The organism is Trinickia sp. NRRL B-1857, assembly GCF_050470685.1.
Classification (GTDB): domain Bacteria; phylum Pseudomonadota; class Gammaproteobacteria; order Burkholderiales; family Burkholderiaceae; genus Trinickia.
On the sequence record NZ_JBFLUK010000011.1, the window covers coordinates 1115696 to 1138026 of the forward strand.

Annotated in this window: 23 protein-coding genes and 1 pseudogene; 16 read left to right on the top strand and 8 right to left on the bottom strand. The window is 63.0% G+C overall.

Translation table 11 applies throughout. The features are described from left to right. Positions 1–4 precede the first annotated feature (4 nt). Entirely contained in the window at positions 5–613 is a 609-nt protein-coding gene (locus AB1286_RS25830) for a vWA domain-containing protein (protein WP_430366074.1), read from the top strand. A gap of 19 nt (positions 614–632) precedes the next feature. Here AB1286_RS25830 and cobJ read toward each other — a convergent pair whose 3' ends face one another. The 4 genes and pseudogenes from cobJ to cobG all read right to left on the bottom strand — a co-directional run. Beyond that, positions 633–2342 carry a precorrin-3B C(17)-methyltransferase gene (cobJ, locus tag AB1286_RS25835; RefSeq protein WP_430366075.1) on the bottom strand — a complete coding sequence of 570 codons (1710 nt, stop codon included), beginning with the start codon at positions 2340–2342 and terminating at the stop codon, positions 633–635. Next, positions 2330–3061 carry a precorrin-2 C(20)-methyltransferase gene (locus AB1286_RS25840; RefSeq protein ID WP_430366076.1) on the bottom strand — a complete coding sequence of 244 codons (732 nt, stop codon included), beginning with the start codon at positions 3059–3061 and terminating at the stop codon, positions 2330–2332. Before AB1286_RS25840 ends, cobJ begins: the two co-directional genes overlap by 13 nt. Continuing rightward, the gene (locus tag AB1286_RS25845) at positions 3061–3687 is read right to left on the bottom strand and encodes a precorrin-8X methylmutase (protein WP_430367316.1); all 627 of its coding nucleotides are present in this window, start codon (positions 3685–3687) and stop codon (positions 3061–3063) included. The genes AB1286_RS25840 and AB1286_RS25845 overlap by 1 nt, the downstream gene beginning before the upstream one ends. Before the next feature lie 15 nt (positions 3688–3702). Continuing rightward, positions 3703–5100, bottom strand: a pseudogene (gene cobG, locus AB1286_RS25850) (precorrin-3B synthase); the annotation flags it as partial. 186 nt (positions 5101–5286) lie between these two features. Between cobG and cbiE the strand changes: the two are divergent. Genes cbiE through cobM form a run of 4 tightly spaced genes read left to right on the top strand, consistent with a single transcriptional unit; the run spans position 5287 to position 9123 of the window. Further along, entirely contained in the window at positions 5287–6522 is a 1236-nt protein-coding gene (gene cbiE / locus AB1286_RS25855; protein WP_430366077.1) for a precorrin-6y C5,15-methyltransferase (decarboxylating) subunit CbiE, read from the top strand. 2 nt (positions 6523–6524) lie between these two features. Then, positions 6525–7628, top strand: a complete 1104-nt coding sequence (locus AB1286_RS25860; RefSeq protein ID WP_430367317.1) for a cobalt-precorrin-5B (C(1))-methyltransferase — start codon at positions 6525–6527, stop codon at positions 7626–7628. After that, the gene (locus AB1286_RS25865; protein ID WP_430366078.1) at positions 7625–8383 is read left to right on the top strand and encodes a cobalt-precorrin-6A reductase; all 759 of its coding nucleotides are present in this window, start codon (positions 7625–7627) and stop codon (positions 8381–8383) included. The genes AB1286_RS25860 and AB1286_RS25865 overlap by 4 nt, the downstream gene beginning before the upstream one ends. An 11-nt stretch (positions 8384–8394) precedes the next feature. After that, positions 8395–9123, top strand: a complete 729-nt coding sequence (gene cobM / locus AB1286_RS25870; protein ID WP_430366079.1) for a precorrin-4 C(11)-methyltransferase — start codon at positions 8395–8397, stop codon at positions 9121–9123. A gap of 56 nt (positions 9124–9179) precedes the next feature. On the opposite strand, the gene AB1286_RS25875 is transcribed toward cobM, so the two are convergent. Further along, positions 9180–9548, bottom strand: coding sequence for a DUF4180 domain-containing protein (locus AB1286_RS25875; RefSeq protein ID WP_430366080.1), 369 nt, complete (start codon positions 9546–9548; stop codon positions 9180–9182). 116 nt (positions 9549–9664) lie between these two features. Here AB1286_RS25875 and AB1286_RS25880 point away from each other — a divergent pair, with 116 nt between their 5' ends. The 3 genes from AB1286_RS25880 (at position 9665) to AB1286_RS25890 (ending at position 11223) form a co-directional block, all read left to right on the top strand. Continuing rightward, positions 9665–10081, top strand: a complete 417-nt coding sequence (locus AB1286_RS25880; protein ID WP_430366081.1) for a VOC family protein — start codon at positions 9665–9667, stop codon at positions 10079–10081. 59 nt (positions 10082–10140) lie between these two features. Then, positions 10141–10689 (top strand): cupin domain-containing protein, encoded by a 549-nt coding sequence (locus AB1286_RS25885; protein ID WP_430366082.1) that lies wholly within the window; start codon positions 10141–10143, stop codon positions 10687–10689. A gap of 153 nt (positions 10690–10842) precedes the next feature. Then, entirely contained in the window at positions 10843–11223 is a 381-nt protein-coding gene (locus AB1286_RS25890; RefSeq protein WP_430366083.1) for a VOC family protein, read from the top strand. On the opposite strand, the gene AB1286_RS25895 is transcribed toward AB1286_RS25890, so the two are convergent. Further along, a complete protein-coding gene (locus tag AB1286_RS25895) occupies positions 11220–12140 on the bottom strand; it encodes a helix-turn-helix domain-containing protein (protein WP_430366084.1) in 921 nt (306 codons plus the stop codon). The two genes, AB1286_RS25890 and AB1286_RS25895, sit on opposite strands and share 4 nt — an antisense overlap. Before the next feature lie 262 nt (positions 12141–12402). On the opposite strand from AB1286_RS25895, the gene AB1286_RS25900 reads away from it, so the two are divergent. The 6 genes from AB1286_RS25900 (at position 12403) to AB1286_RS25925 (ending at position 18437) form a co-directional block, all read left to right on the top strand. Then, on the top strand, positions 12403–15282 hold the full coding sequence (locus AB1286_RS25900; protein WP_430366085.1) for a winged helix-turn-helix domain-containing protein: 2880 nt from the start codon (positions 12403–12405) through the stop codon (positions 15280–15282). 186 nt (positions 15283–15468) lie between these two features. Continuing rightward, a complete protein-coding gene (locus AB1286_RS25905) occupies positions 15469–16455 on the top strand; it encodes an alpha/beta fold hydrolase (RefSeq protein ID WP_430366086.1) in 987 nt (328 codons plus the stop codon). A gap of 67 nt (positions 16456–16522) precedes the next feature. Next, positions 16523–17185, top strand: a complete 663-nt coding sequence (locus tag AB1286_RS25910; protein WP_430366087.1) for a phosphohydrolase — start codon at positions 16523–16525, stop codon at positions 17183–17185. 210 nt (positions 17186–17395) lie between these two features. Continuing rightward, positions 17396–17734, top strand: coding sequence for a nucleotidyltransferase domain-containing protein (locus AB1286_RS25915; RefSeq protein WP_430366088.1), 339 nt, complete (start codon positions 17396–17398; stop codon positions 17732–17734). Between the two features lie 29 nt (positions 17735–17763). Then, the gene (locus tag AB1286_RS25920; protein ID WP_430366089.1) at positions 17764–18192 is read left to right on the top strand and encodes a HEPN domain-containing protein; all 429 of its coding nucleotides are present in this window, start codon (positions 17764–17766) and stop codon (positions 18190–18192) included. Positions 18193–18263: 71 nt separating this feature from the next. Next, positions 18264–18437: a transcriptional regulator gene (locus AB1286_RS25925; protein ID WP_430366090.1), complete on the top strand. Its 174-nt coding sequence runs from the start codon at positions 18264–18266 to the stop codon at positions 18435–18437. A gap of 1420 nt (positions 18438–19857) precedes the next feature. On the opposite strand, the gene AB1286_RS25930 is transcribed toward AB1286_RS25925, so the two are convergent. Beyond that, the gene (locus tag AB1286_RS25930) at positions 19858–20130 is read right to left on the bottom strand and encodes a DUF1427 family protein (protein ID WP_430366091.1); all 273 of its coding nucleotides are present in this window, start codon (positions 20128–20130) and stop codon (positions 19858–19860) included. Between the two features lie 281 nt (positions 20131–20411). Here AB1286_RS25930 and AB1286_RS25935 point away from each other — a divergent pair, with 281 nt between their 5' ends. Continuing rightward, a complete protein-coding gene (locus AB1286_RS25935) occupies positions 20412–21098 on the top strand; it encodes a hydrolase (protein WP_430366092.1) in 687 nt (228 codons plus the stop codon). Between the two features lie 61 nt (positions 21099–21159). On the opposite strand, the gene AB1286_RS25940 is transcribed toward AB1286_RS25935, so the two are convergent. Then, positions 21160–22083, bottom strand: a complete 924-nt coding sequence (locus AB1286_RS25940; protein ID WP_430366093.1) for a LysR substrate-binding domain-containing protein — start codon at positions 22081–22083, stop codon at positions 21160–21162. 54 nt (positions 22084–22137) lie between these two features. Here AB1286_RS25940 and AB1286_RS25945 point away from each other — a divergent pair, with 54 nt between their 5' ends. After that, positions 22138–22305, top strand: coding sequence for a DUF1427 family protein (locus AB1286_RS25945; protein ID WP_430366094.1), 168 nt, complete (start codon positions 22138–22140; stop codon positions 22303–22305). Positions 22306–22331 lie beyond the last annotated feature (26 nt).

Below are 22331 nucleotides of genomic sequence, written 5' to 3' on the forward strand. Positions count from 1 at the left end.
TATCGTGGGGCGTGAGACGTCGACGAACCCGACGCGCCGCATTGCGTGGGCCGCATCGCTTGCGCAAAAAGCGCAGGGCCCGCTGCTAAAGGATCATCTGAGGTACTTCCGCCACGAACCGAAAAGCGCCGCACTGCATTGCTTCTTGCTCGATTGCTCGGCCTCGATGATGAGCGGCGAGCGGCTAGCGATGGCGAAGGGCCTGGTGCTCGCTTGTTTCGATCGTGCGGCGATGGATCGGTCGCAGGCGGCGCTGATTTGTTTCGGCGGCGGCCGCGCCGACTTGCGGTTCGGCCCCGCGATTCCTAGGTGGTGGAACGAACGCTGGGTTCAGCCCATCGGCGGAGGTGGCGGTACGTCGTTTTCGATCGGCGTAGCGGCAGCTGCGAAGCTGCTCGACGAGGCACGGCGCCGCAATCCGGCCGGCGAGCGCGTGCTGTGGGTATTCGGCGACGGCCGGAGCCGCGATCGGCCGGCCAAACCCGTTGCGGCCGATCGCGTCGTCATCGTCGATTGCGAGCAGGGCGCCCTTGCACTTGGGCGGTGGGCGCGGCTCGCGCGCGAATGGAACGCGGATTATTGTCTAGCGAAGGCGTTGACGGTTCCGGCGTAGCGCTATGCGTGGAGTCCGCTCACGCCTCATACCAGCGCGGGGTATAAACCCATCGCCCCTGTGGCCCGGCCTCGATGGTCCGCGTCGTGGATGATCCGACGATGACCATCGTACGCATGTCGACCTGCGTCGCTTGGAGCGCTCCGAGGGTTGTCGTCGTTAATGTCTCGCCGGGGCGCCCGATGTCGCGTCCAAGTACGACCACCGTGTTCGGGTCGCGGTGACCGCGCAAGATCTCCAATGCGCGGTCGAGCTGCCAAGGGCGCGCACGAGAGATCGGGTTATAAAACGCCATCACCAAATCGGCCGCCGCCGCGTGCTCCAGCCGTTTCTCGATGATGCTCCACGGCTTGAGATTGTCGGACAGCGATAAGATGCAAAAATCGTGGCCCAACGGCGCACCGGCTTTTGCGGCGGTTGCCATCGCGGCCGAGATGCCCGGTACGATGCGTAGGTCCACCGCCCGCCAGCGCATGTCGTCGCTCGCGTCGAGCGCCTCGAATACCGCGGACGCCATCGCGAACACGCCGGGATCGCCCGAGGACACGACGACCACTTGCCGGCCTTCGCAAGCCATCTCGAATGCATGACGCGCGCGTTGCAATTCCTCGCGGTTGTCGCTGCAATGAAGACGCTGGTCCGGCCGAAACGGGCCGGCCATTTTCACGTAGGTCTCGTAGCCGAGCACATCGGTGGCTTCGTCAAGGGCCGCACGCGCATCGGGCGCCATGAGGCCGGCGCAACCGGGCCCCAAACCGACGACAGTCAGCCGTCCTCTCGGGCGGCCGATTCGATCCACATCGATCGGTTTCGCCGCAACACCAAACGCGATGTTTTCGGTCTTCGAAACGCGAACTTGATGACTGACTTCGAGCGAACATGCAAGCAGTTGCTCGGGCCCCAGCGCACCGACGGTGGCGAAACGTAGGGGCACGCCTAGCTCGCGAGCCGCTTGTTCCAGCGCCGGATCTGCGCTCCGGCTCTCCGGGGCGAGTAGCACTGCGAGCGAGTTCGGCGCCAGCGCTTCCCGCGAGAGCGCGTCCCGCACGATGTCAGCAGTGATCGCGCTCTCGCCCGAAACGGCGGCGACGATGCTGCGCGGATGAATCACGAGTTCGTCTCGCCGCGCGGCCGATGCGGCCGGCGTCACGCGGATCGTCAGCCGGGCGGCATCGCTTTGCGCAATACGCGCGTCGTCGAGCCAGGGCGCGTCGCCGTCGATACGTGCGCTTTCGCCCGCAAGCAGATCGGAGACGAAGTGCTTGCCCTGTTCCAGATCGGCCAGCACGTAGCCGTTCGGCGGATTGAGCAGACAGGTGCCGAAGCGCAACTCGCCGCTCGTCGTGATGGCCGGTGCGACCTCCAACGCGCGGGCAATATCGCGCGCGAGGACATTGACGCCGCCCAGGCCCCCGAGCAGCGGAACGACGGCACTGCCGTCCTCGGCAACGGCGAGCACCGGAGGCTCGATGCCCTTGTTGGCCAACATCGGAGCGATGCATCGAATGACGATGCCCGCTGCGCACAGGGCGACGATCGGCGTGCCGCCCGCGTAAAGCGCTTGTAGGTGCTCGGTGAGTTGAGCGAAGCTGCAATCCGTCTCGCCGTCGACGCGGGTTTGCAGTCCGTGTACGAGCGCGCCGGGACACGCAGCTTGGATTCGCCGCGCCGTGGGCAGTGCGCTGCGGCCGAGCACGACGATGGCGGGCGGCGCGCTCACCCCTGCCATTTCGGCCCCGGCACGATCAGCAACGAAAAATACGGCGAAGCCATGGGATCGACTTCCGCCAACGGCACGATCCGTTGATTGGACATCGTCGCCCGTTCGATATAGCGCGCGCGATCCGCCAGCCCCAGTTCGTCGAGCACGCGCCGCACCTTATCGAAATTGCGGCCGAGCTTCATGATGACGGCGGCGTCGGTGTCCGTCAGCTTGCGCCTGAGCTCGTCCTCGGTCATGACGCCCGACAGAATCGACAAGCTCTGGTTGCGATAGACGAGCGGCGTGCCGAGCACGGCCGCGCCGCCGAGCATCGAACATACGCCGGGAATCACTTCGACGTCGAACTCGGGCGAGAGCCGATCGTGCAGGTACATGTACGAGCCGTAAAAGAGGGGATCGCCTTCGCATACGACCGCTACGTCACGTCCGGCATTGAGCTGTTCTCCGATCATCGCGGCCGAGGTGTCGTAAAAATCGGCGATGACCGACTCGTACGAGAGCGGCGGCTCCAGCGCTTCGGTCGTAACCGGGTAGACGAGCGGCAAATGCGTCTGCCCGGCTTCGAGATGCGTTTCGATGATGCTGAAGGCGTTGCCTTTTTTGCCTTTGGCGACGAAGTAGGCGACGACTGGCGAGGCTTTCAGTAAGCGGAGTGCTTTTAGCGTCAGCAATTCGGGATCGCCCGGGCCGACGCCGATGCCATAAAGATGCCCACGTTGGTTCATTATTCGATTTCCGATGCGAGTGCGTTGACCGCTGCCGCCGCCATGGCGCTGCCTCCGCGCCGTCCTTGCACGACCACGTAGGGTACTCCGCGACTGTCCGCGGCAAGCATGGCCTTCGACTCGGCCGCGCCGACGAAACCGACGGGGAAGCCGAGGATAAGGGCGGGCTTGGGTGCGCCGGCGTCGAGCATTTCAAGCAGGTAGAACAGCGCTGTCGGCGCATTGCCGATGGCGACGACGCTCCCCGCGAGCCAAGGCCGCCATAGTTCGAGCGCGGCTGCCGACCGGGTATTGCCGATCTTGCGCGCGAGCTCCGGCAGGGCGGGGTCGCCGAGCATGCATAGCACTTCGTTCGAAGCCGGCAGGCGCGCCCGCGTGATGCCGTCGGCGACCATGCGCGAATCGCAAAGAATGGGTGCCCCGTCGGCCAATGCCTTGCGGCCGGCGAGACCGGCGCCCGCCGAGAAACGGATGTCTTGCGCGACATCGACCATCCCGCACGCGTGAACGACGCGCACGGCTAGCTTTTCGAGGTCGGCGGGAATGGCCGACAGGTCTGCCTCGGCGCGTATCGTGGCGAACGATTGGTCGTAAATGGCTTGTCCGTCGCGGATGTAATCGATCATGGGGAGATTGGCGCTAGCCGATGGGCCAAGTTGCCGCGCGGCTTCTTCAATGGTGAGGCCGGTCCCGATGCGTTCGCCGAAGCGATGCGCACCGTCGTCGGCACCCGATGCGGCGCGACGGTAGACGTCGTAGCGAGCGGGTGTCACGGCTAATAGAGTGTAGGGCGCACAATGTGCGGCGGCGCACGAGCGCGTGCATCCGCTTAGATGAACTTCGGCGTCGGCCGGTAGATGTCTCGCTATATGCAATGCATCGTGTTTTGTGTCGGCCAAACCTTTCGCACATCCAGCCGAACCTGCGCAGGCAATTAACCGAGCGAGCGGATCGCGCGGATCCGAAACGAGGCCGAGGCCAGCTAACTCGCGTTCCACGTGCGCCACGTCTTGCTCGGCGACGTTGGCGAGCAAGACGCTTTGCCACGGGGTGAATCGGAGCATGCCGTCGCTATGCGCGAGGGTTAGTCGTGCCAAAGCGGCGAGCGTAGCCGTATCGATGCGCCCGAGCGGCGGTTGACCGCCGATATGCCAACGGATGCCGTCGCGTTGCACATGCGCACCGAATCGTCGACGGCTCTCGGCCGCGGCGCGTCGCCATAGGCCGATCTCATCGCCATGATCGCCACGCTGTAACTCGACGCCCGCTTGCGCCGCTGCTTGCGCGAGCACGCTGTGTCCCTCGTGCGAGCGGAGCAGGTCGCGCATACGGTTTTCGTCCGGTGCAGCGAGGTCGAGAAACGTGTGTAACAGTGCCCGTAGCAAGACTGCGACTTCGTTTTGTCGAACCGCGGCCAACGCATGGCCCGCGATTGCCGAGGGTTGCCCTGCCAGGCCCACCGCGAACCGCGGTTCATCGTCCACATCCCTTGCGAGAGGCATGGCCGCGAACCAGATATCGTGCGGATGATCGAGTGCCGCGAGTCGTTCTCCGCCATCGAGCAGTACCGAAAATTTCGGCGACAATTCGGCCAACCGAGGCTCGTTTTGCAGGACGGCGAGGAGTTGCTCGGCCAGCGCGGAGGTGTCGCAGAGGCTATCGATATCGAGGCCGGCGACGGGGCTGACCAACAGATTGCGTGCATCGTCGGCGACGGCTGCTCGATGCGCGGTGAGTGCCGGATCGAGCGAGGGATCCTCGCAAACACGCGGGCCGAGCCCCGCTTCGGCCAAGCGTTGGCTCAGCGCGGTTTCGGCGCCGGGTTTTACGCCGCGTAACTGTAGATTGGCGCGGTTCGTCAGTTCGACGATGCCAGAGGCGTGCGACTGCGCCGCATCGCAGATTGCGAATGCCTGCGACGCGAGCAATTTGCCGCCGGGCAGCTTGATGCGGCACAGCCCGCCATCGCGTGCAGCGACGATCCGCGAAAGCGCGGGACAAGCCGAAGGCCGAAGCGAAGGAGACGGAGGGTAGCCCAAGGTTCAACGAAGTTGGCGTTGCGCGCCGGCCACGTCGCCCGGCAAGGAGGGAAACGCTTGGCCGAGAAAGCCCGCGCGGTCGTGGCTTGCGCGAACGATTAGCGCCAGCAAAGCGGGTATTATGCCCTGTTTGCAATGGTACGAATACCGCCGGCCGGCCGTGACCGGCGAGACGGACGAGGGGCAATGATGGTGTGGCTGACAGTCGTCGGCATCGGTGAAGACGGTTTTTTCGGATTGGGACGGGCAGCCCGGAGAGCGCTGCTGGAGGCGACTGTCGTGATGGGCGGGGAGCGGCATTTGGCCATGCTGCCCGAGAAGATTCGCGCCCGTCGCGAGCCTTGGCCTAAACCGTTCGACGTAACGCATATCGAGGCCTATCGAGGCACGCCGGTTTGCGTCTTGGCCAGCGGCGACCCCATGTGGTTCGGCGTGGGTGCAACGCTCGCGCGCGTCGTTGCGCCGGCGGAAATGCGCGTGATCTCGGGGCCGTCCTCCTTGTCGCTGGCGGCCGCGCGGTTGGGTTGGTCGCTGCAAGACGTATCGATCGTCTCGTTGGTCGGAAGGCCGCTCGCGTCTTTGAATGCGCACTTGCGCGACGGCGCGCGCGTGCTCGTCATGAGTCGCGACGGAATGTCACCCTTTGAGATCGCGGCGCTATTGAACGAACGCGGATTCGGCGAGACGAGCATGAGCGTGCTCGAGCACCTAGGCGGCCCGCTCGAACGCCGAATCGATGCGCAGGCGCAAATGTGGCGACAACAAGCGGTCGCCGAGCTCAACATCGTTGCCCTGACGTGCCGCGTGGAAAGCGGCGGCTCGCTGCCGTTGACGATCGGCTTGCCCGACAACGCGTTTTTGAACGACGGTCAATTGACCAAGCGCGACGTGCGGGCCATCACGCTTGCACGTCTCGCGCCTGTGCCGGGCGCCTTGTTATGGGATGTCGGCGCGGGGTGCGGGTCGATCGGTATCGAGTGGATGCGCGCGCATCCCACATGTCGAGCGATCGCGATCGAATCGGACGCGCGCAGACAGGCATTCATCACACATAATCGTGACGCGCTGGGCGTGCCCGGTCTACGATTGGTCGAAGGGCGCGCCCCCGAGGCCTTGGTGGGACTGCCCGCGCCCGATGCGATATTTATCGGCGGCGGGGTGACGGTGCCGGGCGTGCTCGACGCGTGTTGGTCGAGTCTGCGCGAAGGGGGGCGGCTCGTGGCCAATGCCGTGACGCTGCAAGGCGAGGCGGCTTTGGTCGATTGGCGCGCCCGTCATGGCGGTACGCTAACGCGCATCGCTATGAGCGAAGCGCAGCCCCTCGGCGGCTTCGATACCTGGCGGGCGGCGTTGCCGATTACGCTGCTCGATGTGACGAAAGCGGTGCGCGTCGAGGCAGGCGCGCTGAACGAGCCGACATGACGATGCGCGACGAGACGCCCGAGAAGGCCCGCCCTTTACGTAGCGGCTATACGACGGGAAGCTGTGCGACGGCCACGTCGTTGGCCGCTGCGCGCATGCTGCTTGGCGGTGAGGCCAGCGATGTGGCCGAGATCGTGCTGCCGAAAGGACGGCATGTGCCGATGCCGCTCGTGTTCTGCCGTTTCGTCAATGGGACCGATGGCGCTGCCGGCGCCGAAGCGGGCACGATCAAAGATGCCGGCGACGATCCCGATGTCACGCATGGCGCGCTCGTCTTCGCGCGTGTGACGCTTAGCGCCGCGCCTGGGGTGCGATTTCACGCGGGCCCGGGCGTGGGGACCGTGACGAGAGCCGGCCTGACGGTGCCGATCGGCGAGCCGGCGATCAACCCCGTGCCGCGCCGGATGATGCACGATCACTTGACCGAACTCGCTGTCGAGCATGGCTACGCGGGTGGGTTCGAGGTCACGATCGGCGTCGAAAACGGCGAGGCGTTGGCGCTAAAGACCATGAACCCGCGATTGGGCATCGTCGGCGGATTGTCGATTTTGGGCACGACGGGCATCGTTCGGCCGTTTTCTTGTTCGGCCTATATCGCGTCGATCCATCAAGGGATCGACGTCGCGCGCGCGAACGGCTATCGACATGTGGCCGCCTGCACCGGCAACGCGAGCGAAGACGCGATGCGTGCGCGCTATGCATTGCCGGAGATCGCGCTGATCGAAATGGGCGATTTCGTCGGCGCGGTACTCAAGCATATGCGCCGTGCCCCGATCGCCAAACTCAGTCTCTGCGGCGGGTTCGGTAAGCTGAGCAAGCTCGCGGCAGGCCACCTCGATCTGCACAGCCGGCATTCGAGTATCGATTTGCCGTTGCTGGCGCAGTGGGCGGGCGAGGCCGGCGGCGGCGAGGCCCTGCAAGCCGAGATCAGAGCCGCCAACACGAGTCAGCAAGCGCTGGCGATCGCGTCCAAGCAGGGCATTGCCCTCGGCGATGCGGTCTGTCGACATGCTCGCGCAGTCGCGCAGGGCATCGTCCCTCCGGAGGTGACGGTCGAAGTCTTCGCGATCGACCGCGAAGGGCGATTCGTCGGAGTCGCGCAGTGACCCGAATCCTCGTGCTGGGCGGAACGGGGGACGCACTGAAGCTTGCGCGCCGTCTCAAGTCTGAAGATATCTATAGTCTCGCCGGGCTCGGCAAAATCCCCGACGACCTTGTTTGTCACGTGCGCGTCGGTGGCTTCGGCGGCACCGAAGGGCTCGTTCGTTTTCTAAAGGATGAGCGCATCGGGCTGATCGTCGATGCAACCCATCCGTATGCGGCGCAAATGAGTGCGAACGCGGCATCGGCCGGTCGTATTGCGGCGGTGGCGTGCTGGGCGCTACGCCGTTCGCCGTGGGAGCCGCGCGCCGAAGACGATTGGCGTTTCGTCTGCGACTGGAACGAGGTACGCGCAGCACTGACGCCTTTCGCTCGCCCGTTGTTTACGCTCGGTCGCGAGCCGCTCGCACATTTAGACGAGATCCCCGCGCATCAGTATTGGACGATTCGTTGTCTCGATGCGCATCCCGGTACCGAGCAGGCTCGCATCATCGGCGCGCGCGGGCCGTTCACGTTGGAGGGCGAGCGTGCGCTCTTCGAGGAAAACCGGTTCGACGTCATCGTCAGCAAGAATAGCGGGGGTGCCGCGACCGAGGCTAAACTCGACGTCGCGCGCGAACGCGGGTTGCCCATCGTCATGCTGCGGCGTCCGAGCTTGCCCGATGTCGAGCGAATCTTTGAAACGACGGATGCCTTGCTGGCCGCACTCGAAACGTTGCGCATCGAAAACGATGCCCGTATGATCCGGCCCGGCTCATGACGGAGTAAAGCATGACGGTGTACTTTATTGGTGCGGGCCCGGGCGACCCGGAACTCGTCACGGTGAAAGGGCAGCGCTTGATTCGAGCGTGCCCCGTGATTCTTTATGCGGGTTCGCTGGTACCGTCCGCGGTTTTGGACGGTAACGTGGCCGAGCGCGTAGTCAATACCGCCGAGCTCGATCTCGATACGATTGTGGGCTTGCTCGCCGAGGCCCATGCGAAGGGACAGGACGTGGCGCGCGTGCATTCGGGCGATCCCTCGCTGTACGGTGCGATCGGCGAACAGATCCGGCGCATTGAGCGCCTAGGCATTCCCTACGAAATCGTACCTGGCGTGACCGCAACGGCCGCCTGTGCCGCAACGCTGGGTTGCGAACTTACGCTACCCGGCGTGTCTCAAACGGTCATCCTGACGCGATACGCGAGCAAGACCTCGATGCCCGCAGGCGAGCAGTTCGGCGATCTGGCGCGCCATGGCGCGACGATGGCGATTCACCTGGGCGTGCGGCATCTAGCGCGTATCGTCGACGAGTTGCGTCCGCATTATGGCGACGACTGCCCGATCGCGGTCGTGTACCGAGCGAGTTGGCCCGATGAGGAGCGCGTAATCGGGACGCTCGCGGATATCGTCGGCAAGGTGGCGCAGACCGATATCGAACGCACGGCGTTGATTCTCGTCGGACGCGTCCTCGCCGCGGAGCAGTTCGCGGAATCCACGTTATACGCCCCGAATCAATGATCGTTGCCAGTCCGGGCGCAGTGTATTACGCCGGGACTGGGGCATTGGGTATCCGGTTATCGATTGGCAGCCGTTAGCCGCGCGATCGCATCGTCGATGTCGGCGGCAAAAAAGACATGCCGGCCGCGGTTGCTCTCGACGATGAAATCGCGAAGGCTGTCGCTTTCGTAGTGCGAAAAAACGCCGACGATCGCCACGGCGGTTCGGTAGTTGACGAACATCTGTAGGATTTCCCCCGCAACGCCTGTCTTGAGCTCGAAGAAATCGGGGTGGAGACAGGCCTGATCGATCGCAATCCCGGCAAGATCCGTATGGCCATGGCTGAAGACGGCATCGAGTGCGTCCTGCCGTGTCTCGATTCGCGCGTTGCTACCGGTGATATGCACGATCCGCGTTGAATCGCGCTCGATCAGCTTTGCATCCATATGCGCACTTTGCTCAGTTGTTTCGGGTTGTTCGCGTACTATAGCGCGCGCTATCGCAATGCGCGTTGCACTTGCGCCGGCGTTCTAACGAACTTATCCAACCAGGAGACAAGACCATGCCGAGGCAAATCTTTATTAATCTGCCGGTGAGCGATATTGCGAAAGCGACGGCTTTCTATACAGCGATCGGTGCAAACAAGAATCCGCAGTTCAGCGATGACAGCAGTTCCTGCATGGTCTTGTCGGACACGATCTTCGTCATGCTGATGACGCATGCGAAATGGGCGCATTTCACGAGCAAGCCGATCGTCGATTCGCGGCGCGAAAGTGAAGTGATGCTTGCCCTCAGTGCCGACGACCGTGAAGGCGTCGATAAAATGACCGAGGCGGCCGGCGCGAACGGCGGCAAAGCCGATGTCAATGCGAAGCAGGATCTCGGCTTCATGTACGGCCGCAGTTTCGAAGATCCGGACGGACATATTTGGGAAGTGATGTTCGTCGATATGTCCCAGATGCCCTCGAACCCGGCCTGAGATCGGCTGGATTCGCGCGACGGCGCCGACGCCGACCATCACTCAAAGGAGCGTTATCGATGAAGGTCGAAAAGCAAGACAAGCAGCGTTTGATCGATCGTTTTCAGTTGGCGCAGCATCCTGAAGGTGGGCACTACCGAGAGACGCATCGCGATACGCAACGCGTCGCTCGAATCGTTGAGCCGGGCGGCGCGGCGAAGGTGTCTCGTGCGGCGTCGACTTGCATCTATTACATGCTTTGCGATGGCGCGTATTCGGCGTGGCATCGTATCCACTCCGATGAGGTGTGGCATTTTTATGCCGGCGATCCGATCGACGTGCATGTCATCGATCCCGACGGACGCTTAGCCACGCATCGGCTCGGCAATGCGCTCGCTCATGAGGAGGCTTCGTTTCAAGTGATCGTGCCGGCCGGTTGTTGGTTCGCAGCGCAATGCGCCGAGACGCCCGATAGCGCGGACGCGGCCGGGTTCGCACTGGTCGGCTGTACCGTCGCGCCTGGGTTCGAGTTCAGCGATTTCGAACTGGCGGATATCGCTGCACTCGCGGCGCAATACCCGAGCCATGCGCCGCTCTTGCGGCAGTTGGCGCCGCGAGCCCATACCTGACTCCGTGAGTAAAGACAGGACGCGCATTCTCTTTAATTTGGCGGGTGATTCAGGTCGGCGCTGAAATCTTGTATTCCGCAATTTTTGCAAAGTCTCGTCTTCCGCTTCGGCCGGACAATGATTCTCCGTTCAACCCTGAAGCAGGAGACGAAGATGCTTGACCACGTATCGATCGGCGTGCGCGATATCGCGAAGACCCAAGCGTTTTATGACCGAACGCTCGAAGCCCTAGGCTATCGATGCTTGCATGCGGGCGGAGGCTCGTTGGGCTATGGCGCCGAATCCGTACAGTTTTGGATTTCCAGCGCCGATCATCCCGTGGATCCCGACGCGCGATCGGGCCTGCACTTTTGCTTTGCCGCGCCGACGCGTTCGGCCGTCGACGCCTTTCACGCGCAGGCGCTCGCGGCCGGAGGCCGAGACAACGGCATGCCGGGACTGCGAGCCGATTACGGCCCGGGTTATTACGCCGCGTTCGTCATCGACCCGGATGGCTATCGCCTAGAGGCCTATTGCGGCAGCGATTCGCACTAGCCCTTCGCTTGGCGGCGCCAGGCACCTGGCGTCGTCCCTAGCGCTTTTAAGAAGACACGGCTCATATGGCTTTGATCGGCGAAGCCGCAGGCGTTGGCGATATCGGACAGCCCGAGTGCGCTTCGTTCGATGAGTTCGCGCGCTTGATGGGTCCTTTGCTCGAGCAGCCACTGGTGCGGCGTGAGGCCTGTGCTTTTGGCGAACGCCCGAATGAAATAGGCGCGTGACAAGTTGCATTCCCGCGCCACTTCGGCGAGCGTGATGCCTTCGCGCGGGCGCGACAGCAGCAGCGCTTTCGCGCGGGCCTCGTGGGCTGCCGTGAGCACACCTTTGGTTCTGGCCTCGCGGTGCTGCACGTTGGCGTATTGCCGCGCGAGATGGATGCCCATCGTCAAGCCGAGCTGCTCGACGAACAATGCGCCGAGTTCGCCCGGCACTTCCGCGTTCGCTGCCAAGGCGGCGGCCAAATGCCCAAGCACGGGATCGCTTCGATTCGACTCGCAGACGAGGCCCGCGATGCGCGGCAGGCCGTGCTCGTCGGCCAAGCGGTTTAGAAACCCGTGGGACAGTTCGGCCAACACGAAGTCGAAATTGCCGTAAAGATCCGCTTGGTACGGTTCGGAAAAATCGCGGACATAGACCGAGTGCGTATCGAAGTGCCGATCCTCGAAACGCCGGCCGCGGAATATTCTTCGACGATGCCCGCCATTCAACGATATGCCGACCAAGAAACCGCGTTCGCATGCCGGCATCGCCACCTGCTCGAGGTGTTCCTCTTCCATGCACTTGCGATAGAACGTGAAGTCATGATTACGGACCTCTACGTTTTTGCGTAGCTTGCTGAATGCGCAACCGAGACCATCGCGCGACGCAAGCGAGGAAGCGGTCGCGGAACCGGGCGGAATCGCGTGAGACATAACTGCATGAAGGTGACTAACGTTCAATCGTTTATACCATCGATAAATGCAGGTCACAACCGCGGGCGCCAGGCTGTGTCGCACGCGGCGAGCCGGCGTAGGTTGCCAACACAGCTTTGGTGCCGCGCGTATGGGAGCATTTTTGTCCAATACGCAAGGTTACGTGCCACTTACACTACGCGAACTCAATCCTTCGCTGGCGGCGTGTCTCGTTCGTAGCGCGACTGCAACCCGCACCGCCCACAGTCCCAGGAGAAACGCCATGGTCGAGATCGGTACGTTGCTCGTCAACTTCGAGCATCGAGAAGTACGACGAAACGGCATGACGTTGCGCATTAGCGCACGCGCCTTCGACATCTTGGAAGTCCTGTTTCGCGCGAAAGGCGCGATCGTATCGAAGGACGACATCATCGACACGGTTTGGCCCGGCCAAATCGTCGAAGAAAATCGCTTGCAAGTCCACATTGCGGCCTTGCGCAAGGTGCTCGACGTAGACCGCGAGCTCATCAAGACGGTCAGCGGGCGTGGGTACATGCTCGTGCCGTACACGCGAACGGTGAACGCGCCCGAGGCCGAAGTACGGCTTCCCGCCGATGCACCGCTCATCGGTCGCGCCCGCGAATCGGCGCGTATAGTCGAACAATTGAACGATGCGACCGTGGTGACGCTCGTCGGCGCGGGCGGGATCGGAAAAACGGCCCTTGCCGTGGGGGCGGCTCATACGTTGAGCAAAGTGCCGGGCACGAGCGTTTATTTCGTCGAATTGGCGTTAGCGGATTCGAGCGAGGCCGTCCTTGCGGCGCTCGCACTCGCGTTGTGTGCCGATGCCGCCACGACGGCGCGCGATCCGCATTCGCTGATCGCAACACTAAGCGCCGAACGCGTGCTGTTGGTATTGGACAACGCGGAACACGTGATCGACGCGGTGGCCGAGATCGTGCAGGCGCTTGTTGCCGATGCGAGCCACTTGCGCGTGCTTGTCACGAGCCGCGAGCCGCTCGCCATTCGCGCCGAAACCGTTTTTCGCGTCGAACCGCTCTCTGTGCCGCCGGCGGACGCCGCGCTCCCGAGTGTCGCGGAGCACGGCGCCATCGAATTGTTTCTACAGCGTGCCCGCGCGATCGCCCCGGGATGTGCGGCGGACGAGGTGAGCATCCGCCTCGTCGCCGACATCTGTCGCCGGCTCGAGGGCCTTCCGCTTGCGATCGAACTCGCCGCGGCTCGCGTGGCGACGTTGGGCGTGGATGGCGTGGCGGCCCGCCTTGACGATCGCTTCAACCTTTTGAGCGGCGGGATGCGCTCGGCGCTGCCGCGCCATCAGACGTTGCGCGCGACGTTCGACTGGAGCTACGCGCTGCTCGACCCGGACGCGCGCGCGTTGTTTCGTTGCCTCGCATTCTTTACGGGCACGTTCACCTTCGAGGCAGTCTGCGCGGTGGCAGCCGAGCCGAGTATTCCGGTTGCCGCGACCATTGCGTCGCTGGGGGAGTTGGCGGCGAAGTCGCTGTTGACCGTCGAATTCCACGGCACGATCGCGCGGTATCGGCTCACGGAATCGACGCGGGCCTATGCGATGGAAAAGCTGCGGAACGAAGGCGAGGTCAAACGCGTCGCGCGCAATCATATGCGGTATCTCCAGCGCCATATCGAGGACCACTCGACGATCGCGCCGCAACGGCCGCAAACGCCGCCGCTCGCGCATTCGACATTGGACGACGCGCGTAGTGCTTGGGACTGGGCGTTTTCCGACGAGGGCGATCCCGCGCTGGGCGTCGCGTTGGCGGGTTCGCTCGTCGGGACGTTGCTCGATGCGTCGCTTGTCCACGAATGCCGCGCACGCGCCGAGCGGGCGCTCGCCACGCTCGACACGCTGCCGGCCGGCGCGATCGACGTCGTGTGCGAAATGCGTCTATGCGCCGCCCACGCCGCGTCGCTGCTGCTGACCGGTGGCGGCGCCGCCGAGGCATCCGCCCTTTGGAGGCGGGTCCTCGCACGCGCCGAATCGACGGGGGACGAAGCCTTCGCAGCGCGCGCGCTTTGGGGCCTCTGGAACGCGGCGATGACAAGCGGCGATATCCACGCAGCACTGCGCTATGCGACGCGCTTCGAGGTGCACGCCGATCGCTGCGGCCTGCGGTGGCAGAAGCTGTGTGCAAGCGCGACGCTGGCGGCGTCGCTGCACTGCTTCGGCGAGCAAGCTCAGGCTCGGGAGCGGCTCGAGCGGACGCTCGGCGCGCTCGACGCATTCGGGATTCCCGAGCCCGACGACAGAAATCTCGCCGTGGATCCCCGGATCTTCGGTTCGGGTACGCTCGCGCGGATCGCGTGGATGCAAGGCGATACGGCCTCTGCGCTGCAATGGGTGGAACGCGCGATCAACTTCGTGCGCGCCGACATGCTCGAGCCCTCGCTGTGCCATCTGCTCGCAGCCGTCGTCGTTCCGATCGAACTTGCTTGCGGCGAATGGGAGTCCGCGTCTCATCATCTAGCGCTGCTTCGTTCGCAGACCGCGCTCAATCGGTTCGACGGTTGGCAGGACTATGGCGAATGCCTCGCCGCGCAACTAGAAATCGCAAGCGGGCAGCCCGAGGCGGGTCTGCTTCGGCTGGAAGCCGGCCTTGCTCGGCTGGCTTCGCAAGGATTCGCGCGACTGACGGCACCGCTGGTGTGCGCCTATGGCGAAGTGCTGATCGAGAAAGGCCGAATCGACGAAGCCCAAATCGCGCTCGATCAAGCCCGGCGTCATTGCCATGCGCGAGGCGATCACAATTTCATGGCGGAATTGTTGCGCGTACGCGGTCGCGTGGAACAGGCCCGCGCGGAAAAACGCGCCGCGCATCAACGGCGAGCCGACGTCACGGCGCGCGAGCTTGCGCATCGCTACTTCAGCGATGCAATGACGCTCGCGCGCGAGCAAGGCGCGCCGCTGTTCGCGCTACGGGCGGCATTGGACCTAGCCGATTCCTTGCTGCGCGCGGGAGAGGCCGCTCAGGCTGCGGCGGTTTTGACGCCGTTTGCCTCGTTCGTCGAGCGGATCGGGGCGGGCACGCGGGTGCCCGAAGCGCGCCGGTTCGACGCGCTGCTGCGCAGCGCCGGGACTGCGAACGTCTGCCCCATCGGGCAAGACTCATCCGTCGAGTGATATCGCGCTCCGATTCAGAACTCTTCAGGTTTTCGATAGGACATCCGCGTAGACGGGCCACTAACATGCCAGCGCGCATTGCCTTACCACGGTTGAATGTAACCGCAATAGGCGAGTACGCACCCCCATGGATCAGTGAAAGCTCTTCGCCCGGTACATCCGCGGCGACGTATCGACGGAGAAAATATGAGTGCACAAGATAGCAATACGTTCCCCCTTTCGGCCGGGCGCCGCCGCCTGTTGTCGGCGAGCGCCGGTGTAGCGGGCGCGATGGCCGCGATGGCAACGCTGCCGGCGAGCGCCGACGCGAAACCGGCGCCGGCGGCGCATGATGGCCACCACCCGCAAGGCGGCGGCTTCGTGAAGGCCAAAGACGGCACGCAAATCTATTTCAAGGATTGGGGCACCGGCACGCCCGTCGTGTTCTCCCACGGCTGGCCGCTGTCCGCCGACGCCTGGGACGCGCAAATGCTGTTTCTCGTGAATCAAGGCTATCGCGTCATCGCGCACGATCGTCGCGGTCACGGCCGTTCCGGCCAGCCGTCGCAGGGCAACGACATGGACACCTATGCCGACGACCTCGCCGCGGTGCTCAATGCGCTCGACGTTAAAGGGGCGATGCTGGTCGGGCATTCGACGGGCGGCGGGGAGGTTGCGCATTACATCGGCCGCCACGGCGAAGCGCGTGTCGCCAAGGCCGTGCTGATCGGCGCGGTGCCGCCGCAGATGGTGAAGTCGGCTACGAATCCGAACGGGCTCGATATGTCGGTATTCGATAACATTCGTGCCGGCGTGGCCGCGAACCGTTCGCAGTTCTATCTCGACTTGGCCGTGCCGTTTTTCGGCTTCAATCGCCCCAATGCGAAGGTGTCCCAAGGTCTGGTCCAAGACTTCTGGCGGCAGGGCATGGCCGGTTCGATCAAAGGCCAATACGAGTGCATCAAACAGTTCTCCGAAGTGGACTACACCGAAGATTTGAAGAAGATCACGGTGCCCACGCTCATTTTGCATGGCGACGACGATCAGATCGTGCCGATCGACGACTCGGCCAAGCTTTCGGCGAAGATCGTCAAGAATGCGACGCTGAAAGTCTACGCGGGTGCGCCGCACGGTATGTGCGCCACGCATGTCGAACAAGTCAATGCCGACCTGCTTGCGTTCCTGAAAGGCTAAGCATCCGTTCGAGCCGCGGGCGGGAGCAGGGATAGGCCGCCCGCGGAAACCAACGTAAGGAGGCTTCATGCGCACGTCGTCCCTATCGACGGCCGACGAAGTGGTGGGGGTGCGCATTCCGCGCACCCCGGTTGCTCAGGCAGCCGCGGCGCGTGCGCGCGCGGCGATGCCGATCGTATTATTCGGTCATGCATGCCGCGTTTTCATCTTCGCGATGTTGAACGCGCAACGCACGGGCGAAATCTGCGACACCGATTTGCTTTACGTGAGCGCGATGTACGCGAATTTCGGCCTGACCGAAGCGTATGCGCACTCGACGGTGCGCTATGAAGTGGACAGCGCGGATGCGGCGCGCAGTCATCTCGATCGATACGGGATTGGCGAGCGCGAGCAAAACGAGGCTTGGCTTGCGATCGCGCTTCATATGACGCCGGGCATCGCTTCACGCATCTCGCCGCTCGCGAACGTGCTTGCCGCCGCCACGCAAACGGATTTGACGGCCGCACACCTCGATACCTATTCGAACGAACAGCGCACAGGCGTATTGGCCGCATACCCGCGGGACAATCAGTTCAAATACGACTTCATTGCCGCGATGGGCAACGGGCTCGCTCATCGACCCGCGACTACGTTCGGCACCGTGGGCGCCGACGTGCTCGATCGAGTGGATCCGAACTATTGCCGCATCAATTTTTGCGGACAGATATTAGGCTCGCCCTGGGAAGAGTAAGGTGGGCGCGTGGCGTTGGCTGTTTGCCCTTGACGTCGACGGGTATGCAAATCCGTCCTGCGAACGCATCAAGATGGAACGTTCCAGCACGCGTCACATCGTTCTTGCAGAAATCGATTGCTGGTGCGGTGATCGGATAGCGAGGCAGCGCTTCCTTGAGACTTCCCCAGTGGGGATATAAAATGGGGTTCCTGGCCTGCGGAGCACCATATGACCGGCATTGATGCAGACACCGAAAGTGCCGTCCGTCAATTTCTTGCGCTGATCGCTGACCGCTACGATGCGGCCGGCGCAATCGTCTATGGCAGTCGTGCTCGTGGCACGCATCGTCCCGATAGTGACGCTGATGTTGCCGTGCTGCTGCGCGGCGAGCATAGGCGTTTTCTGGATGCGAAGCTGGACATGGCGGACGTTGCCTTCGATGTCCTGCTCGATACCGGCATCCTGATCTCGCCGCTTCCCGTTTGGCTGGACGAATGGGAACACCCGGAGAGCTATTCCAATCCCGCCCTGTTGCGCAATATCGATCGGGAGGGCGTTCGACTGTGAGTAATGGACCATTTACACCGCAAGCGTTGATGAACAAGGCCGATACGGCCTGTGCATCGGCGCGTGCATTGCTGGATCTCGGCGATGTCGACGGTGCAGCCAATCGAGCCTATTACGCGATGTTTGACGCCGCGCGCTCCGCGCTGCTGTCCTCCGGGGCAGCTGTGCCGCCCGAAGTCGCGCGCACCCATAGCGGACTGATTGCGGCCTTTGGTACGCATTTGGTGAAGAGCGGGCAGGTGGCAAAGGACATGGGGCGTCTGCTCAATAGGGCCCACGAAATCCGGCTGGTGGCGGACTATAACGGGCAATCCGTGGGGCTGGACGATGCCAGGCAGATGGTCAACCAGGCCTCGGTCTTTGTTGCGACGATGCGAAGCACGTTCCTGTCGGATACGCCGAACAGCGACCGTGACGCGCATGCGTCGCAGCCCGCCGGTCCGCACATGCGGAAATGAATGAGAGGAAGCGAGTGGTAGCGGTCAAACGAGCTTGGCGTCCGTCTCAGCAGGATCTTCTACGTGAGGCGATGGCACAACTCGACATGACGCGCGATGAGTTCGCCGCTCGGATCAGCGTCTCGCATCGAACGCTAGACAAATGGCTTCTGCCGAACGATTCAGCGGATTTCCGGGGCATGCCGGACATGGGGCGAGCCTACGTCGAGGAAATTCTCGAATGGGAGAAGAAAAAGGCGGGGTAGGCCTTTCAAATAGAAATCGGAGCAACGACATCCACCACAGCCCCGATTATAGAGGCACTTAATTATCGTTTTTGTCGAACGGGGACAATCGGCGATGACGCTTCAGCAACTTATGCGGATGGCGCAACAGGTGTTTGGCGTGCGGGCAGGACAAGCCAAGACCGTGGCGCTCGGCTGGCGAGACAATTGGAACGCTCTGTTCGTGGCACGGCAGAATGCCCCGATTACGGAACCGGAAAAATACGCCCTCAAGCAAGCCTGTTTCCGCGCGATCGGTCGAATCCCGGAAATCGTCGACGCACGAGCGTATGCAGCGGACGATCGGGATCGATCGTGGATTGCAGACGGCCCCAGTCGTGCTTCCGGTCACGCCGAAATGTTGGTGCTCTCGGCAATGCTCAGGTTTCGAGCGGCACGCGCGATAGAAAAACGTGATGACGCCGTGAGGCGAGGGGTGGTCACGCCCAAGTACAGCGATCAGTATCTAGCGGATCGCCAAAGAGCCTGCCTCATCGTTCCAGAATTGAGACGCAAGTTTGCAGTTGTGGGCAGGAAGGCGCGGATTCTGGCCAATATCGAGGTGTGTCAGTTTTGTTGGAATTTGCTCGATGATCTGGGCATCGAACGTGGAGGCCTTTGGAAAGGGTCTACTGACGTTTTCCCGGTCTTAAATGAAGGGCGGGGGGACCCCCCGCTGACGGGTTGGTGGAACCCGTTGCTGGATCGAGGGTACTCCCATGGCGCGGAAGGATGGGCCATAACGGTACCTGGTGACTACCCGGGGTCGCCTGCGCTTTACACACGTTCGCGCACATCTTCGCCCGCTATGGTTGCTGCGCCCGCTGCGGCCGCTTCGTCGGGAGGTGCGACCAGTTCTCCCGCTGTCCCGGATCCAGCCGTCGCATGGGCGGTTGCGGTTGCCGCGAGCGCTTACTCAAGAAAGAGATCGCTGACTGCCGCAGCGAGTTTTCTCCCGTTACCCGCTGCAACCACGCCACCTGCTGCTCCGGTGAATCGACTTGTGCTTCCGGGCGCGCGCAGGCCGGCTGCCGCAGCGCCCGCAGCGTGGCATCCGGGTGCGTCGTCGATGGCGCATTTGTCGACCACGACGACAATGGGGCCGTTGCCCTTGCCCTTGCCAGCGGCTGCCGCGTCGTCTTCTGCTCCGGAGAGCGCTGCCGAGTTTGTTAGGCGCGGGGAGGCGGCGGCAGCGGCAGCTATTGCTGCTGGGCCCCCGCCTAAAATCGCGCGGACCGTTGCGAGCGATCCTCACGAGTCTAAGCGTATGCCAGGCTTTGATAGGGACTAGTAAATCAGGAGGGTTTCTGTGCTGCCCCTCACCAGCCCCACCGAAACGGCAAATGGCCCGTTGCTCATGCTTATCCGTTCACTTTCTCCCCCGGCCGACGAGCACCGGCCCTTAGACCGGCTTGCGCTCGTTCGATGCATCGCGCGCTTCCGAACCCGGCAGCGCGCCGAACATGTGCGCGCTGCACTTTGCGTCTCGCCAAGCTGCCCGAAGTTTCAGACCGGATGCCATTCGTCCGACGAGAGGGATGATCTGCTCGCCGGCCAGCATGCCTAATAAGCCTGCCAGCGCGACGGCCGGCGGCGCCGGCGATTGGACGCCGATCGCGTAATAAACGATTCCGGCCAGCAGGCCGGCGAGCAAGGAAAGGATGTACGGCTTCATGATGGCTCTCGTTGGCGGACGGCGGCGTGGGATTTGCTGCGAATACGAGTTGCAAGCGTATCGGCTTTTTCGCATGCGGAAAAGAGAATTCAGAATAATTAAGGCCTAAATTTCTGAATCAGATTAATTCCGGTTTTTTCATTGTTCATCCGTCGAGTTTGCGTGTCAAATACCTAGGGCTCGCAAGCAAGCGGCTCGCCGGCCGAACGCGGCAGCGCACCGAATTCAGTCGCGCCGAGTAGGCAACCAAACCAATTCCCGAATCGAAGGACACTCGCGATATGAGCAACGCAAAGCTCGAAGTACTCACGCCGCAGAACAGCCAATTGATCATCATCGATCAGCAACCGCAGATGGCGTTCGGCGTTCAATCGATCGACCGGCAGGCGCTGAAGAACAATGTCGTCGGGCTCGCCAAGGCGGCCAAAGTATTCGACATTCCGACCACGATCACGACGGTCGAGTCGGAAAGCTTCTCCGGCTACACGTATCCGGAATTGCTCGACGTGTTCCCGAATCAAAAGGTCCTCGAGCGGACTTCGATGAACTCCTGGGACGACCAAAAGGTGCGCGACGCGCTGGCCGCCAATGGCCGTAAGAAGGTCGTCGTGGCGGGACTGTGGACCGAAGTCTGCAACACGACGTTCGCACTGTGCGCGATGCTCGAGGGCGACTACGAAATCTATATGGTGGCCGACGCGTCCGGCGGCACGTCGAAGGATGCACACGACTACGCGATGCAGCGCATGGTGCAAGCCGGCGTGGTGCCCATGACGTGGCAACAAGTCATGCTCGAGTGGCAACGCGATTGGGCCCGCCGCGAAACGTATGACGCCGTGATGGCGATCGCCAAGGAGCATTCGGGCGCGTACGGCATGGGCATCGACTACGCCTACACGATGGTCCACAAGGCGTCGCAGCGCACGGCTACGCCGCATGAGGCCATGCCGGCCGTTCCGGCGCGCTGATCGCGTTCGCGCAGGTCCGCGGATATCGCGGCCTGCGTGGGCGGTGCCGTCCTTCGCACGCTCAAGCCGCGAGCACCGCCCAGGGCGCATGCGCCAAGTGTTCGACGAGAAATTCGATCAAGGCAGTGACGCGCGCGGTGCGTAGCATACCGGGCGGCGTGACGAGATTCACGTTGATATCGGCAATGCGCCAATCGCACATGACTTGCTCGAGTTCGCCGCGCTGGAGTTCGTCCCATACGAGGTATTCGGGCTGGAGCGCGAGACCTTGGCCGGCGATCAGCGCGGGCAAAAACGCCTCGGCGTTATTGGTGCGAATGCGGCCGTGCACGGCCACGGCGTATTCCTCGTCGGACGTCGCATGCGTGAAGCGCCAATACTCGGGTGTCGGCGAGTTCGTGTAGATGAAACTCGTATGCCGTTCGAGTTCGCTTGGGTGGCGCGGACGTCCGTGCTTGTCGAGATAGGCGGGCGATGCGACGAGCGGGCGACGTATCGAGCAAAGCTGCCGTGCGCGCAACGAGGAATCGGTCAAGTCGGCAACGCGTATCGCAAGGTCGTAGCCGCCCGACACGATGTCCACGAACTGGTCGGTCAGCGAGAGGTCGATGTCGACGCTCGGGTAGCGCTCGAAGAACGCGGGAAACAGAGGGGCGAGGTACTTCAAGCCGAACGACATCGGCGCGTTCATTCGTACGAGGCCGTGAGGCTCCAACGCGCCGGCGGACGCTTCGGTTTCGAACGCTTCGGCGTCGGCCAGCAGTTGAAGGGCGCGCTCCCGAAGCGATTCGCCGGTGGGCGTGAGCGAAAGGCTGCGTGTCGTGCGGTACAGCAACATCGTGCCGAGCCGTCGTTCGAGGCGTGCGATCGCTTTGGAAACGGTCGGTTGCGAAATGCCGAGTTGTTCGGCCGCTTTGGCGAACGACCCGGTCTCGGCAACGCGCGTGAAGATCGTCCAAGCCTCTAAATCAGGAACGTTTTGCATGTGGCAATGGGTTTGGCGCCTATCCGTTTTCAAATTCGTCAAAGAACTGACCGTATGGAATCTTACCTTGTGTCCCTCGGCGCGGGCGCGCTGATTGGCCTGATGTATAGCGCGATCAAGGTGCGCTCGCCTGCGCCGCCGCTGATCGCCTTGGTCGGCCTGCTGGGCATGTCGCTCGGCGCGCAGGCATTTCCCACCCTTCGGCCGTTGTTCGGCATCTAGTCGCAGTTCGCAAGCGAGGCAACGCA

Bases quoted from the DNA above. Each gene is read 5' to 3' on its own strand.
- AB1286_RS25895 (WP_430366084.1), bottom strand. From the start codon at position 12,140: ATGTCTCACGCGATTCCGCCCGGTTCCGCGACCGCTTCCTCGCTTGCG.
- AB1286_RS25935 (WP_430366092.1), top strand. From the start codon at position 20,412: ATGAGCAACGCAAAGCTCGAAGTACTCACGCCGCAGAACAGCCAATTG.
- AB1286_RS25840 (WP_430366076.1), bottom strand. From the start codon at position 3,061: ATGAACCAACGTGGGCATCTTTATGGCATCGGCGTCGGCCCGGGCGAT.
- AB1286_RS25905 (WP_430366086.1), top strand. From the start codon at position 15,469: ATGAGTGCACAAGATAGCAATACGTTCCCCCTTTCGGCCGGGCGCCGC.
- cobJ (WP_430366075.1), bottom strand. From the start codon at position 2,342: ATGGCAGGGGTGAGCGCGCCGCCCGCCATCGTCGTGCTCGGCCGCAGC.
- cobM (WP_430366079.1), top strand. From the start codon at position 8,395: ATGACGGTGTACTTTATTGGTGCGGGCCCGGGCGACCCGGAACTCGTC.
- AB1286_RS25930 (WP_430366091.1), bottom strand. From the start codon at position 20,130: ATGAAGCCGTACATCCTTTCCTTGCTCGCCGGCCTGCTGGCCGGAATC.
- AB1286_RS25885 (WP_430366082.1), top strand. From the start codon at position 10,141: ATGAAGGTCGAAAAGCAAGACAAGCAGCGTTTGATCGATCGTTTTCAG.
- AB1286_RS25845 (WP_430367316.1), bottom strand. From the start codon at position 3,687: ATGATCGATTACATCCGCGACGGACAAGCCATTTACGACCAATCGTTC.
- AB1286_RS25925 (WP_430366090.1), top strand. From the start codon at position 18,264: ATGGCACAACTCGACATGACGCGCGATGAGTTCGCCGCTCGGATCAGC.
- AB1286_RS25900 (WP_430366085.1), top strand. From the start codon at position 12,403: ATGGTCGAGATCGGTACGTTGCTCGTCAACTTCGAGCATCGAGAAGTA.
- AB1286_RS25915 (WP_430366088.1), top strand. From the start codon at position 17,396: ATGACCGGCATTGATGCAGACACCGAAAGTGCCGTCCGTCAATTTCTT.
- AB1286_RS25920 (WP_430366089.1), top strand. From the start codon at position 17,764: ATGAACAAGGCCGATACGGCCTGTGCATCGGCGCGTGCATTGCTGGAT.
- AB1286_RS25860 (WP_430367317.1), top strand. From the start codon at position 6,525: ATGCGCGACGAGACGCCCGAGAAGGCCCGCCCTTTACGTAGCGGCTAT.
- AB1286_RS25940 (WP_430366093.1), bottom strand. From the start codon at position 22,083: ATGCAAAACGTTCCTGATTTAGAGGCTTGGACGATCTTCACGCGCGTT.
- AB1286_RS25875 (WP_430366080.1), bottom strand. From the start codon at position 9,548: ATGGATGCAAAGCTGATCGAGCGCGATTCAACGCGGATCGTGCATATC.
- AB1286_RS25890 (WP_430366083.1), top strand. From the start codon at position 10,843: ATGCTTGACCACGTATCGATCGGCGTGCGCGATATCGCGAAGACCCAA.
- AB1286_RS25945 (WP_430366094.1), top strand. From the start codon at position 22,138: ATGGAATCTTACCTTGTGTCCCTCGGCGCGGGCGCGCTGATTGGCCTG.
- AB1286_RS25880 (WP_430366081.1), top strand. From the start codon at position 9,665: ATGCCGAGGCAAATCTTTATTAATCTGCCGGTGAGCGATATTGCGAAA.
- cbiE (WP_430366077.1), top strand. From the start codon at position 5,287: ATGATGGTGTGGCTGACAGTCGTCGGCATCGGTGAAGACGGTTTTTTC.
- AB1286_RS25910 (WP_430366087.1), top strand. From the start codon at position 16,523: ATGCGCACGTCGTCCCTATCGACGGCCGACGAAGTGGTGGGGGTGCGC.